The organism is Pseudonocardia alni, from assembly GCF_002813375.1.
GTDB lineage: Bacteria > Actinomycetota > Actinomycetes > Mycobacteriales > Pseudonocardiaceae > Pseudonocardia > Pseudonocardia alni.
Map to the genome: position 1 here is coordinate 1,111,660 of NZ_PHUJ01000003.1, position 14,712 is coordinate 1,126,371.

The following is a 14,712-nucleotide window of genomic DNA, read 5'->3' on the forward strand; positions in this document are numbered from 1 at the left end:
TCGTCATGCGGTGTCGAACTCTTCGTCGATGATGTCGAGCAGCCGGTCGACCGACACCGAGTCGAGGTCCTCGTCGGGCGGGCCTCCCGGCTGCGCGGCGGGACGGCGCAGCCCGGCGGCCAGCGCCTCCAGCCGGTCGGCGACGGCCCGGCGGTCCGGACCGTCGCCGGACAACCCATCCAGCGCCGCCTCCAGCCCGGCCAGTTCGGGCCCGCAGGGCTCCTGCGGTCCCGGTCCGAGCAGTGCGCTCACCTCGCGGGCGGCGAGCTCGGGGGTCGGGAAGCTGAACACCAGCGTCGCGGGCAGCCGCAGCCCGGTGTGGCGGGCGAGGCGGTCGCAGAGCTCGACCCCGGCGAGCGAGTCGAAGCCCAGCTCCTTGAACACGCTGCGCACGCCGACGTCTGCGGGATCGGGGTGCCCGAGCACGGCGGCGGTGTGCGTGCGGACCAGGTCGAGCAGCGCCTTCTCGCGCACCGCGGGCGGCATCGCGGCATAGCGTCCGCCGGGATCGGTGCCCGGGCGGTCCGCGCCGGGGTCACCGGCCGCGGCCGGGGTCGGTGCCGGATCCGGCCGGGCGGCTGCGGAAGCGGTGTTCGTGACGGCCCGGGCGTCGTGGCCCGGCTCCGTCGCGCCCCGTCCGCCGGGGGCCGGGTCCATCGCGGTGTGGGCGCCCCAGGCCGGGAGCAGGCCCGGCGACCCGCCGGGGTTCCCGGGTGTCGGCGGCGCGGGCCAGTACCGCACGCTGCGGAACGCGTAGGTGGGCAGCGGTACCCGGCGGGCGCCGGTCCCGGCGTGGAAGGCGTGCCAGTCCATCGGCACGCCGAGCGCGTGCAGCCGCCCCAGCGCGACGGCGAACGACGTCTCCTCCGGCCGGTCGCGGCGCAGCACCGGGACGACGTGCGCCGCGCTGTCCGGTCCGAGGGTGTCCCGGGCCATCGCCGAGAGCACCCCGCCCGGTCCGAGCTCGACGAGCACGTCGACCCCGTCGGCCGCCAGGGAGCGGACGCCGTCGGCGAACCGGACGGTCCCGCGCACGTGCCGCACCCAGTAGCCGGGGTCGGTCGCCGCGGTCGGGCCGAGCTCGCCCGTCAGGTTCGAGACCAGCGGGATCCGCGGCTCGCAGAACGTCAGCCCCGCGACGACGCCGCGGAACTCCTCGAGCATCGGCTCCATCCGCGGTGAGTGGAACGCGTGCGACACCGCGAGCCTGCTGGTACGACGGCCCCGGCCCGCCAGGTCGGCGGCGAGCGCGGTGACGGCGTCGTCGTCGCCGGCGAGGACCACCGAGGCGGGGCCGTTCACCGCGGCCAGCGCGACCCGGTCGCCGAGCAGCGGCGCTACCTCGTCCTCCGACGCCTCGACCGCGACCATCGCCCCGCCCGCCGGCAGCGCCTGCATGAGCGTGGCGCGGGCGGCGACCAGGCGGGCGGCGTCCTCCAGCGACAGCACCCCGGCCACGTGCGCGGCGGTGATCTCACCGATGGAGTGGCCGCCGACCGCGGCCGGCTCCAGACCCAGCGCCGTGACCAGGCGGTACAGCGCCACCTCGACGGCGAACAGCGCGGGCTGGGTCCAGCCGGTCTCGTCGAGCAGGGCGGCGGCGGGGTCCCCGGTGCCCCAGGCGACGTCGCGGACGGGCCGGTCGAGGTGGGCGTCGAGGGCCGCGGTGACGTCGTCGAAGGCGCGGGCGAACACCGGGAAGCGGGCGGCGAGCGCGCGGCCGGTCCCCAGCCGCTGACTGCCCTGTCCGGAGAACAGCACCGCGGCGCGGCGGGGCGCCGCCTGTTCGCGGGCCACCTCGACGGCTCCGTGCTCGCCCGGCAGCAGCACCGCGCGGTGGCGCAGCGCGGCCCGGCCGGTGGCCAGCGACCAGCCGACGTCGCGCGGGTCCGGTGCGCCGGGCCCGGCGGTGTGCGCCCGCAGCCGCTCGATCTGGGCGTCGAGATCGCGGGCGGCGGCGGCCGAGACCGGCCAGGGCGTCACGGCCGGCGGCGCGGTGCCCCGGTCCGCGGCCTCGGGCCCGTCGGCGGCCGGGGCCTCCTCGACGATCACGTGCGCGTTGGTGCCGCTGATCCCGAACGACGACACCCCCGCGCGGCGCGGGCGGTCCCCGCGCGGCCACGGCACCGGCGCGGTGCGCAGCGCGACCGCCCCGGCCGACCAGTCGACCCGGGTGCTGGGGGTGACGGCGTGCCGGGTCGCGGGCAGCAGCTCGTGGCGCAGGGCCTGCACGGTCGCGATCAGCCCGGCGACCCCGGCCGCGGCCTGGGCGTGCCCGACCACCGACTTCAGCGAGCCGACCCACAGCGGCCGGCCCGGGTCCCGGTCCTGCCCGTAGGTGGCGAGCAGGGCGCGCGCCTCCACCGGGTCGCCGACCGGGGTGCCGGTGCCGTGCGCCTCGACGGCGTCGACCTCGTTCGCGCTCAGCCCCGCGTCGGCGAGCGCGTCGCGGATCATCCGCTCCTGTGCGGCCCCGCTCGGCGCGGTCAGGCCGTCGGTGGCGCCGTCGGCGGTGAGCGCCGAGCCGCGCAGCACCGCGAGGACCGGGTCACCGTCCGCGCGGGCGTGGGAGAGGCGCTTGAGCAGGACGACGCCGACGCCCTCCGCCCAGGCGGTGCCGTCGGCGTCGTCGGCGAAGACCTTGGCGCGCCCGTCGGGGGCCAGACCGCCCTGGCGGGAGTGCCCGACCAGCGCGGCCGGGGTCGACATCACGCACACCCCGCCGGCCAGCGCTGCGGTGCACTCCCCCGCCTCCAGCGACCGGATCGCGAGGTGCAGCGCCACCAGCGACGACGACGACGTCGTGTCCACCGTCAGCGCGGGCCCCTCCAGCCCGAGCAGGTGGGCGAGCCGGCCGGAGGTGAGACCCGGGATCAGGCCGGTGAGGGCGTGCCCGGCGAGGTCGTCGGGCGAGTTCTGGACGACGCCCGCGTAGTCCTGCCCACCGGCCCCGACGAACACCCCGGTCCGGGTGCCGCGCAGCGACGTCGGGTCGATCCCGGCGTGCTCGACCGCCTCCCAGGCGGTCTCGAGCACGAGGCGCTGCTGAGGGTCGGTGGAGACGGCTTCGCGCGGGGACATCCCGAAGAAGGCAGCGTCGAAGTCCCCGGCGCCGTCGAGGAACCCGGCAGTGCGGGTCGCGCAGCGCCCCGGCCCGTCGCCGTGCAGGGCGTCGAGGTCCCAGCCCCGGTCGTCCGGGAACCCGGAGGCCGTCTCCCGGTCCGAGCACAGCAGGTCCCAGAGGCCGTCGGCGTCGCGCACACCACCCGGATATCGGCACGCCATTCCGACGACCACCACCGGGTCGCTGCCGTGTCCTGCCGTCATACCTCACCCCTGCACACGAATGCGGTCGTCTCGATGTGGCGCCGACCGTACGGTCGGCGCGGCTGTGGTTTTCCCTAATGAATGGGGCGGGCCGGGACCGAGGACTAGGGATTCCCCGGCGTCGGCCGTGGGATCAACTACCTGATCGCTGCACCGCGCCGCGGTGCGCCACGCGACGGGTCACCCGGCCCGTCACAGTCGGAGAGGGTGTCTACCCATGGGCGCGAATCGGCGGCCGATCCTGTTCGTCAGCTATGCGGAGAGCGGACTGCTCAATCCGCTCCTGGTCCTCGCCGGGGAACTGTCCCGGCGCGAGGTCGGGGACCTGTACTTCGCCGCCGACGAGAAGGCCCGCGACGACGTCGCGGGCGCGAGCACGGGCAGCCCCGTCACCTTCGCCTCGCTCGGCGACACCGTGTCGGAGATGTCGGCGGTGACCTGGGACGACGAGACCTACGCCGCGGTGACCCAGCGGGACCGGTTCAAGGCGCACGCCGCGGTCATCCGGCACTCCTTCGCCCCCGAGTCCCGGATCGAGAAGTACCGGGCGCTCGAACGCGTCGTCGACGAGGTCCGCCCGGCCCTGATGGTGATCGAGAGCATGTGCCAGTACGGCTACGAGCTCGCGATCACGAAGGGGATCCCGTTCGTGCTGGGCGTGCCGTTCGTCCCCAGCAACGTGCTCACCTCGCACGTCCCGTTCGCGAGGTCCTACACGCCGTCCGGGTTCCCGGTGCCGCACTCCGGGCTGCCCGCCGCCATGACGCTGCGCCAGAAGATCGCCAACCAGCTGTTCCGGATCCGGACGCTGGGCATGTTCGTCACCAAGGAGACCCGCGCGGTCGTCGAGCGCGACGACGCCGTGCGGGCCGAGCTCGGCATCGCGCCCGAGGCCCGGCAGATGATGGCCCGCATCGACCACGCCGAGCAGGTGCTCTGCTACTCGGTGCCGGAGCTGGACTACCCGTTCGAGCTGCCCGAGAGGATGCGTCTCGTCGGCACGATGGTGCCGCCGCTGCCCCAGGTCGCCGACGGTGGTGAGCTCACCGACTGGCTCGACGCTCAGTCGTCGGTGGTCTACATGGGATTCGGCACGATCACCCGGCTGACCCGGCCCCAGGTCGCGTCGCTGGTCGAGGTGGCACGCCGGCTCGACGCCCGGGGTCACCAGGTGCTGTGGAAGCTGCCGCGCGAGCAGCAGGAGATGTTGCCACCCGCCACCGAGCTGCCCGCGGGCCTGCGGATCGAGAGCTGGGTGCCCTCCCAGCTCGACGTGCTGGCCCACCCGAGCGTGAAGGTGTTCTTCACCCACGCCGGCGGCAACGGCTACCACGAGGGCCTCTACTTCGGGAAGCCGCTGGTGGTCCGTCCGCTCTGGGTGGACTGCGACGACCAGGCGATCCGCGGCCAGGACTTCGGGGTCAGCCTCACCGTCGACCACCCGGAGACCGTCGACACCGAGGACGTCCTGGACAAGGTCACCCGGGTCCTCGAGACCCCGGCCTTCACCGAGCGCGCCGAGCGCATGGGCCGGCTGCTGCAGGCCGCGGGCGGGCGCGCCGCCGCCGCGGACCTGGTCCTGCGCCTGCCGGCGCTGGCCGGGACCGACACCGCGGCCGCCCGGACCGCCTGACCACCCGCCACCACCGAACCAGGGAGTCACGATGTCCTTCACCCAACCGGTGTCCAAACCGTGGCTCGACGGCCACGAACTCGACTACGTCACCGACGCCGTCGGCGGCGGCTGGATCTCCTCGCAGGGCCCCTACATCGCGCGGTTCGAGGAAGCCTTCGCCGCCTGGAACGGCCTCCCGCACGGGGTCGCCTGCTCGTCGGGGACGACGGCGCTGACCCTCGCGCTGCGCGCGCTGGGCGTCGGCCCGGGCGACGAGGTGATCGTCCCGGAGTTCACGATGATCGCCTCGGCGTGGGCGGTGACCTACACGGGCGCGACGCCGGTGTTCGTCGACTGCGGCGACGACCTGAACATCGACGTCACGCTGATCGAGGAGAAGATCACCCCGCGCACCAGGGTGATCATGCCGGTGCACGTCTACGGCCGCCGGTGCGACATGGAGCCGATCCTGGAGCTCGCCTACGAGTACAACCTGCGGGTCGTCGAGGACTCCGCCGAGGCGCACGGCGTGCTGCCCACCGGGGACATCGCCTGCTTCTCGCTGTTCGCCAACAAGATCATCACTGCGGGCGAGGGCGGGATCTGCGTGACCCGCGACCCGCACCTGGCCGAGCAGATGGCGCACCTGCGCGCGATGGCGTTCACCCGCGACCACAGCTTCCTGCACAAGAAGCTCGCCTACAACTACCGCATGACCAACATGCAGGCCGCCGTCGCGCTCGCCCAGACCGAGCAGCTCGAGGGCATCCTGGCGACCCGGCGCGACATCGAGAAGCGCTACGACGACGCCCTGCGCGACGTCCCCGGCATCACGCTGATGCCACCGCGGGACGTGCTCTGGATGTACGACCTGCGGGCCGAGCGCCGCGACGAGCTCCTCGCCCACCTCGCCGCCCGGGGCATCGACACCCGGGTGTTCTTCAAGCCGATGAGCCGCCAGCCGATGTACCTCGACCCGGTCTGGCCGACGCTCAACGCATCGCGGCTGGCCGCCGACGGCTTCTACCTCCCCACCCACACCGGACTGACCGCCGAGGACCAGGAGTTCATCACCGGGCAGGTCCGCGCGTTCTACGGAGTGGCATGAGCACCGGCACCGCGAGGTCCACGCCGTCGGACAGCGCCACCGGCTGCCCTGTCACCGGGGCCGGGGCAGGCGCCGCCACCTGCCCGGTGGCGTTCCCGCTGCGCCGTCCGGGAAGACCGTTCCCGCCCCCGGAGTACGCCGACTACCGCGACGGCGGTGAGCCCGTCCGGTCCGAGCTGCCCAGCGGCCCGGTCTGGCTGGTCACCCGGCACGCCGACGTGCGTGCCGTGCTCACCGACCCGCGGATCAGCGCCGACCCCTCCCGACCGGGCTTCCCGAAGGCGGCCCGGACCGGTGGCGCCCCGTCCGCGGACGAGGTGCCCGGCTGGTTCGTGTCGATGGACCCGCCGGAGCACGACCGGTTCCGCCGGACCCTGATCCCCGAGTTCACCGTCCGCAAGGTGCGCGCGCTGCGCCCGGAGATCCAGCAGATCGTCGACGACCGGATCGAGGCGATCCTCGCGAAGGACGGCGCCGCCGACCTGATCGAGGACTTCGCGCTGCCCGTGCCCTCGCTGGTCATCGCCGGCATGCTCGGCGTCCCGAGGGCCGACCGCGACTTCTTCGAGGCGAAGACCCGCGTCCTGGTCACCCTCAGCTCCACCGACGAGGAGCGCGACGCGGCCACCGCGGCCCTGCTGCGCTACCTGGGCCGGCTCATCCGGATCAAGGAGCGGCGTCCGGGTGAGGACCTGATCAGCCGGCTGGCTGCGACCGGGACCCTGTCGCGCCAGGAGCTCTCCGGTGTCGCCATGCTCCTGCTGATCGCCGGTCACGAGACGACGGCGAACAACATCGGCCTCGGCATCGTCCAACTACTGACGAACCCGCAGTGGATCGGCGACGACCGCGTCGTCGAGGAGCTGCTGCGCTACTACTCGGTGGCCGACCTCGTCGCGTTCCGGGTCGCGCTGGCCGACGTCGAGATCGGCGGGCGCACGATCCGCGCCGGCGAGGGCATCCTGCCGCTGCTCGCCGCCGCCAACCACGACGACGACGCCTTCGACGGCGCCGGTGCGTTCGACCCGGAACGCTCCGCGCGCTCGCACGTGGCCTTCGGCTACGGCGTGCACCAGTGCCTGGGCCAGAACCTGGTGCGGCTGGAGATGGAGATCGCCTACCGCACGCTGTTCGACCGGATCCCGACGCTGCGCCTGGCGGTGCCCGCCGATGACCTGCGGGTGAAGTACGACGGCGTGTTGTTCGGTCTGCACGAGCTCCCGGTGACCTGGGGCTGAGCACACCCGCGCCATCGTGACCGCGTGAGGGGAGGCGGGGCCGGTAGCGGCCCCGCCTCCCCTCACGTCGTGCCGGGGCGGGTGTGCCCCGGCCGTCACCAGGTGACGGGCAGCTCCGTCAGACCACCGGACAGTCCCTCGGAGCCGCGGCGCATCTCCTGCACCGGACGGGCCGGGCGCAGGCCCGGCAGCCGGGTGAACAGCCGGGTGAAGGCGGTCCGCAGCGCCATCCGGGCCAGCGGTGCGCCGATGCAGTGCCACATGCCGTGCCCGAAGGTCAGGTGCGGGTTGGACTCCCGGCGGATGTCGAACACCTCCGGCTCGTCGAACACCTGGGTGTCGAAATTGACCAGGGTGAAGTCCAGCAGCACCAGGTCGCCGGTGCGCAGGGTGACCCCGCCGACCTCGACGTCGTCGGTGGCGTACCGGGGCAGCACCGATCCGCCCGCCTTGGCGCAGCGCAGGATCTCCTCGACGCCCTCGCGCATGGTGCGCTCGTCGGCGAGCGCGGCCGCCAGCTGGTCGGGGTGGGTCGCGAACAGCAGCACACCCAGGTCGACGTGGCTGGCGACGCTGTCGAGCCCGGCGAACAGCAGACCGGCGGCGATCGGGCCGATCCGCTCGTCGGGCACCTGCGCGCACAGCCGGGACACGACGTCGTCGGTGGGCTCGGCCCGCTTGCGCCGGGCGACGGCGGACAGCAGCCCGAACAGCTCGGCCTGGACCGTCGCGACGCGCTCGGCGTCGTCCACCTCACCCATCGTCATGATGGTCCGCACCAGCTCGGGACGGTCCTGCGGCGGGATCCCGATGAGCTCGCACAGCACCGTCAGCGAGTACGGCATGGAGAACCCGCCGTGCAGGTCGCCGGGGTTGCCCGCGGCGACGAACCCGTCGAGCACCTGCTCGGCGACCGCGGACACCGTGGGCGCCAGGCCCAGCACCCGGCGCGCGGAGAACTGCGGGGTGAGCAGACGCCGCATCTCGGTGTGCAGGTCCCGGGCCTGCTGGGCGTCGTCGACGACCAGCAGGTCCAGGAACGGGTTGCGCACGTACCGCGGCGCGTTCGCCGGATCGGCGTGCGCGCGGCCGAGACGCTCGTCGTGCAGCAGTGCCTTCAGCTCGGCGTAGCGGGTGACCAGCCAGGCCTCGTCGCCGGTGGGGGTCCGGACCCGGCACACGGGTGCCTGCTGCTGCAGCTCCCGCAGCAGCGGGCTCAGCCGCAGCACCGGCGGGGTCTGGCCCTCCAGGGACGGCGGGGGCCCGCCGCCGGTGACCGGGCAGGTCGTCGGGCTGGTCATGACGCGTCCTCCGTCGTCGGGGTGGGCAGCTCGGCGAGCCAGGTCTCGATCGCGTCGGCGGTGAGCGCGGAGTGCTCCATGGCCAGCGACAGGTGGTCGGCGTCGATGTCGACCACGGTGTCGGCGGGCACCGCGGAGGTGTCCAGGATGAAGCCCTCGACGTCGCGCGCGGCGCGCACCAGCAGCGTCGGCGCCGTCGTCGGCGGCGAGTCGATCTCGGTCATCGTCATGAACCAGTGCGCCATCGCCGACATCCGCGCGCTGTTGAGGGTGACCGACGGCGAGTCGATGTCGGCCAGGTAGAACCGGGTCGTGCGGTCCAGGTCGTTGCCTTCGGCCGCGTCCCACCGGATCGAGGCGGTGTCGAGCAGCACCACCGCCTCGGGCCGCACCCCCCAGGTCTCCTCCAGCACCCCCGCGGCCAGGTAGGCCAGCGACCCTCCGGTGGAGTGCCCGACCATCACGAACGGCTCGCCGTCACTGGCGAGCAGCACGCTCTCGGCGACGATCCGGGCCGCGGCCTCGCTGGTGGCGGGCAGCAGCTCGCCGGGTGCGAAGCCCATCAGCGGCAGCGCGGACACGTGCCGGCTGCCGCGGAAGTGCGCGGCGATGCGGGCGTACTGGTGCACCCCGCCGGTGGCGCCGGGGGCGCTGACGAAGATCAGCCGGGGGGCGGCGGGCCCCTCGGCGAGCGTGACCGGCTCGGACAGCTCCTCCAGCTCGGCCGGGGACTCGAACATCGGCCGGGTGTTCGCCGCGGCCTTGAGCATCCGCATCGCCTCGACCAGCTTGCCGCCGCGGACGGCGGCGTGGAACAGGCCGACGAGGGTCTCCTCGCCGGGCTGTGCGGGCCGCCCGGCGACGACGGCGGGCGAGGCGCCGGGGGCCGGGGCCTGCTCGACGAGCTCCTGCAGCCGGCGGGCGAGCTTCACCGGGGTGGTGCTGTCGAAGACGATCGACCCGGCGAGTCGCAGCCCGAGCACCTCGCCGAGCTGGTTGCGCAGCCCGACCGCGACGAGTGAGTCGAAGCCCAGCTCGAGGAAGCCGCGCTCCGGGTCGACCGCCGCCGGGTCCTCGTGCCCGAGCAGCCCGGCCGTGTAGCCGGTGACGAGCTCGACGAGCAGTGCCTCCCGGCCCGCGGCGTCGAGGCGGTGCAGCCGTTCGCGCACCGTGACCGGCGAGGACCCGGCGACGGCGGCGGTGCGGCGGGTGCGGGGCACCAGGTCGCGCCACAGCGCGGGCAGCGCCTGCTGCACGGCGAGACCGGCGACGTTGATCCGGGTCGGCACGACGACCGGTTCCGGGCGGGCGAGTGCGGCGTCGTACAGGGCGAGGCCGTCGGCGGCGTCGAGGGCGGGCAGGCCGCCGCGGGCCATCCGGTCGAGGTCGGCGTCGGTGACCTGCTCGGTCATGCCGCTCCCGCGGCCCCACGGGCCCCAGCCCAGCGACACCGCGGGCAGGCCGAGCCCGGCCCGGTACCCGGCGAGGCCGTCGAGTCCGGCGTTGGCGGCGGCGTAGTTGGCCTGCCCGGCGCTGCCGAGGATCCCCGACACCGACGAGTACAGGACGAACCCGGCCAGCGGCAGCTCGCGGGTCGCGGCGTGCAGGTGCCACGCCGCGTCGAGCTTGGGGCGCAGCACCCCGGCGAGGCGCTCCGGGGTGAGCGAGCCGGTCAGGCCGTCGTCGAGGACGCCGGCGGTGTGCACGACCGCGGTCAGCGGGTGCCCGGCCGGGACGGAGCCGACCAGCGCGGCGACGGCGTCGGGGTCCCCGGCGTCGCACGCGGTGACGGTGACGGCGGCGCCGAGCTCGGTCAGCTCCGCGCACAGCTCGGCGGCACCGGGGGCGTCCGGGCCGCGGCGGCTGGCCAGCAGCAGGTTCCGGGTGCGGCCGGTCGTGACGAGGTGCCGGGCGAGCAGCGCGCCGAGCCCACCGGTGCCGCCGGTGACCAGGACGGTGCCGTCGGGGTCCCAGTCCGCCGCCGCACGCGCGGCATCCGGCACGGTGTCCGGCGCGATCTCCGGCAGCCGGGCCAGGCGGGCGGCGCGGACCTCGTGCTCGCGGACCAGCAGCTGCTGCTCGTCGAGCAGCAGCAGGTGCGGCAGGACCCCGGCCGAGCGGAACGTGTCGTCGAGGTCGACCAGCCGGATCCGGCCCGGGTTCTCGGTCTGCGCGGCGCGGACCAGGCCCCAGACGGCGGCGGCGGCCGGGTCGGTGACGGTCTCGTCGTCGGCGGCGACCGCCCCCCGGGTGACGACGACCAGGCGTGCGTCGGCCAGGCGCGGCTCGGCGAGCCACTCCTGCAGCAGTCCCAGCACCCGGGTGGTGAGGGTGTGCACAGCGGCCGCGCCGCCGTCCGGGTCGCCGACGACGGGGATGAGGAAGACGTCGGGGGCGAGACCGGTGTCGCCGACCGCGCCGCCCAGGGACTCGGCGTAGGCGCTGACGGTCTCGTCGGCGCGGTGCATCGCGTAGCCGAGGTCGAGCTCGTCGTCGCCGACGACGGCCCAGCGGGTGCCCGCGGCGCGGTCGCCGAGCTCGACCGGTGTCCAGTGCAGGCCGAACAGCCCGCCCTGCCCGGTCGCGGCGGGTGCTTGCGTGTCGCCCGTGCCGGTGTGCACGGCGTCGGCGGTGAGCACCGGTGCCCCGGTGGGGTCGGTGGCGACGAGGCCGAACGTGCCGGTGCCGGTCCCGGTGAGCCGCACGCGCAGCGTGGTGGCACCGGTGGCGTGCAGGGTCAGGCCCTCGATGCGCGCCGGGCCCGCCCCGGGGTCCGCGGCGGCGGTCGGGCCACCGTCGAGCGCGGATGCGGTGGCCAGCGCGGCGCCCAGCAGCGCCGGGTGCAGGCCGTAGCCGTCGGCGGCGGCACCGGTGGGCAGGGTGACCTCGGCGAGGACCTCCCCGTCCCGCACCCACACCTGGTCCGGCCCGGTGTCCCGGGCCGGCACCGCGCGGGCGTCGCGGGGTGGCCACTCCCCCGGTTCGGTCGTGCCGACCCGGTCGGCCTCGGGCGCGAGGACGCCGCGGGCGTGCAGGGTCCACGGAGCGTCGTCGGAGGACCGGGCGTGCACGGTGAGGTCCCGGCGGCCGCGGTCACCGGGGGCGCCGACGCCGACCTGCAGGACGGCGCCGTCGCGACCGACGGCCAGCGGCGCGAGGAGGTCGAGCTCGGCGATGTGGGGGGCACCGACCTGGTCACCGGCGCGGATCGCGAGCTCGGCGAACACCGCGCCGGGCACGTCGACGCGGCCGTCGGTCCGTTCCGGCCCGAGCCACGGCTGGGTACGGGGGGAGAGCCGTCCGGTGAGGACGGTGCGGTCGGCGTCGGCGAGGACGACGGCGGCGCCGAGCAGCGGGTGCCCGGCCGCGGTCAGGCCGAGCCCGGCGGCATCGCCGGTGGCGGCACGCAGCGTCGGCCAGTACCGCGCGCGGTCGAAGGCGTAGGTGGGCAGCGTGACCGGGGCGGCGCCCGGGGTGGTGGTCCCCTCGGCGACGGCCGCCCAGTCGACGTCGGTCCCCCGGGTCCACAGCGCACCGGTCGCGGCGAGCAGGGTGGCCTCCTCCCCCGCGCCGCGCCGCAGTGCGGGGACGGCGACGGCGCCGGGGGCGTTCTCGGCGACCAGCGCGGACAGCACGGCGTCCGGGCCGAGCTCGAGGAAGGTCCGCACGCCCAGGCCGGCCAGGGCCGCGACCCCGTCGCCGAAGCGGACGGCGCCGCGGGCGTGCCGCACCCAGTAGCCGGGGTCGGTGAGCTCGCCGGACACCTCGCCGGTCAGGTTCGAGACGACGGGGATCCGTGGCTCGGCGAAGGTGAGGCCGTCGACGACCCGGGCGAACTCGGCGAGCATCGGGTCGATCAGCGGCGAGTGGAAGGCGTGGCTGACGGACAGGGTGCGGGTGCGCCGGCCCCGGTCCTCGAACCGGGCCGCGACGGCGGCGACGGCGTCGGCGTCGCCCGAGACCACGACCGCGTCGGGACCGTTGACGGCGGCGATCGCGACGTCGTCGCCCAGCAGCGGGGCGACCTCGTCCTCGCGGGCCTGCAGCGCGACCATCGCCCCGCCCGCGGGCAGGTCGGCCATGAGCCGGGCGCGGGCGGCGACGAGGGTGCAGGCGTCGTCGAGGGACAGGATCCCGGCGACGTGTGCGGCGGTGATCTCGCCGACCGAGTGGCCGGCGAGGTGGCCGGGGCGCACCCCCCAGGACTCGACGAGCCGGTGGAGCGCGACCCCGGTCGCGAACAACGCGGGCTGGGTGAACCGGGTGTCGTCGAGCGCGGCCCGGTCGCTGCCCCAGACGACCTCGCGAAGCGACGCACCGAGCCGGGCGTCGAGCAGGGCGACGGTCTCGTCGAACGCCGCCGCGAACACCGCGAACCGGGCGTGCAGCTCGCGGCCTGCGCCGAGCCGCTGCGAGCCCTGCCCGGAGAAGAGCACGGCGAGCCCGCCGTGGTCACCGGTGGGGACGACGTCGCGAGCGGCCTCGGTGAGCCCGTCGCCGGTGTGGACGAGCAGCGCGCGGTGCGCGAACGGGGTGCGGGTGGTGGCCAGCGCCTGGCCGACCTCGGCCGGGGCGGGCGCGGACCCGAGGGCGCGGACCCGGTCCAGCTGGGCGTCCAGTGCCGTGGCGGAGCGGGCCGAGACCGGCCAGGCGACGGCCTGCGGGCACACCACGGGCCCGGTGGGGACCGTGGAACCCGTGGGCTCCGCCGGGTCGGTGGGAGCCTGCTCCAGCACGACGTGGGCGTTGGTGCCGCTGATCCCGAACGACGACACCCCGGCGCGCCGCGCCCGCCCGGTCTCCGGCCACGCGGTCTGCTCGGTCAGCAGCCGCACCGCGCCGGCGGACCAGTCGACGTGGCTCGACGGCGCGTCGACGTGCAGGGTGCGGGGCAGGGTCGCGTGCTGCAGCGCCAGCACGGTGCGGATCACCCCGGCGGCGCCGGCGGCGGCCTGGGTGTGGCCGAGGTTGGACTTCACCGAGCCGAGCAGCAGCGGCCGGTCGGGGTCACGGTCGGCGCCGTAGGTGGCGAGCAGGGCCTGGGCCTCGATGGGGTCGCCGAGCGCGGTGCCGGTGCCGTGCGCCTCGACGGCGTCGACGTCGGCCGGGGACAGCCCGCCGCTGGCCAGCGCCTGGCGGATCACGCGCTGCTGGGCCGGCCCGTTGGGGGCGCTGAGCCCGTTCGACGCGCCGTCGGAGTTCACCGCGGAGCCGCAGAGCACGGCGAGCACCGGGTGGCCGTGCGCGCGGGCGTCGGCCAGCTTCTCGACCACGAGCAGGCCGATGCCCTCGGACCAGCCGGTGCCGTCGGCGCCGTCGGCGAAGGCCTTGCAGTGCCCGTCCGGAGCGAGGCCGCCGTGCAGGCTGAACCCGGAGAAGTTCGCCGGGGTGGTCATCACGGTCACGCCACCGGCGAGCGCGAGGCCGCACTCGCCGCTGCGGACGGCCTGGGCGGCGAGGTGCAGCCCCACCAGCGCCGACGAGCACGCCGTGTCCAGGGTGACGGCGGGGCCCTGCAGCCCGAGGGCGAACGAGACCCGTCCGGACAGCACGCTGGCGGCGAGGCCGTTGCCGGCGTAGCCGCCCATGTCGTCGCCGGAGGCGAGGACGAGGTGGGTGTAGTCCTGGCCGTTGGTGCCGACGAAGACCCCGGTGCGGCTGCCGCGCAGCCCCGCGGGGTCGATCCCGGACCGTTCGAACGCCTCCCACGCGGTCTCCAGCAGCAGCCGCTGCTGCGGGTCCATCGCGAGCGCCTCGCGCGGGGAGATGTCGAAGAACGCGGGGTCGAACTCGGCGGCGCCGGGCAGGAACCCGCCCCGCTGGGTGGCGCTCGCCGCGGGGCCGTCACCGGCCAGCGCGTCGAGGTCCCAGCCGCGGTCGTCGGGGAACGGGCCGATGCCGTCGCGGCCGGCGGTGAGCAGCTCCCACAGGTCCTCCGGGGAGCGCACCCCGCCGGGGAACCGGCAGGCCATCCCGACGATCGCGACCGGCTCGTGCCGGGCTGCCTCCGCCTCGGCCAGCCGTCGCCGGGTGTCGTGCAGATCGGCCGTGACCCACTTCAGGTAGTCGACGAGCTTCTGTTCGTCGGGCATGGTCCTGTCCGCCTCTCTCGTTCGTGGGGGT

At 75.4% G+C, this 14,712-nt stretch carries 4 protein-coding genes and 2 pseudogenes; 3 read left to right on the forward strand and 3 right to left on the reverse strand.

What is annotated here, in order from left to right; all coding sequences use genetic code 11:
* Nucleotides 1-3 precede the first annotated feature (3 nt).
* Nucleotides 4-3,306: pseudogene (locus tag ATL51_RS06155) on the reverse strand (type I polyketide synthase); the annotation flags it as partial.
* A gap of 238 nt (nt 3,307-3,544) precedes the next feature.
* Here ATL51_RS06155 and ATL51_RS06160 point away from each other — a divergent pair.
* From ATL51_RS06160 to ATL51_RS06170, 3 genes are read left to right on the forward strand one after another with little or no spacing between them, the layout of a single operon-like run.
* Nucleotides 3,545-4,960, forward strand: a complete 1,416-nt coding sequence (locus ATL51_RS06160; protein WP_100877978.1) for a glycosyltransferase — start codon at nt 3,545-3,547, stop codon at nt 4,958-4,960.
* Nucleotides 4,961-4,991: 31 nt separating this feature from the next.
* Nucleotides 4,992-6,050, forward strand: coding sequence for a DegT/DnrJ/EryC1/StrS family aminotransferase (locus ATL51_RS06165; RefSeq protein ID WP_100877979.1), 1,059 nt, complete (start codon nt 4,992-4,994; stop codon nt 6,048-6,050).
* Nucleotides 6,047-7,288, forward strand: a complete 1,242-nt coding sequence (locus ATL51_RS06170) for a cytochrome P450 (RefSeq protein ID WP_208622929.1) — start codon at nt 6,047-6,049, stop codon at nt 7,286-7,288. The genes ATL51_RS06165 and ATL51_RS06170 overlap by 4 nt, the downstream gene beginning before the upstream one ends.
* Nucleotides 7,289-7,383: 95 nt before the next feature.
* On the opposite strand, the gene ATL51_RS06175 is transcribed toward ATL51_RS06170, so the two are convergent.
* Both ATL51_RS06175 and ATL51_RS06180 read right to left on the reverse strand, forming a co-directional pair.
* On the reverse strand, nt 7,384-8,589 hold the full coding sequence (locus ATL51_RS06175) for a cytochrome P450 (RefSeq protein ID WP_100877980.1): 1,206 nt from the start codon (nt 8,587-8,589) through the stop codon (nt 7,384-7,386).
* A pseudogene (locus ATL51_RS06180) lies at nt 8,586-14,678 on the reverse strand (type I polyketide synthase); the annotation flags it as partial. The pseudogene ATL51_RS06180 and the gene ATL51_RS06175, both read right to left, overlap by 4 nt.
* Between the last annotated feature and the right edge of the window lie 34 nt (nt 14,679-14,712).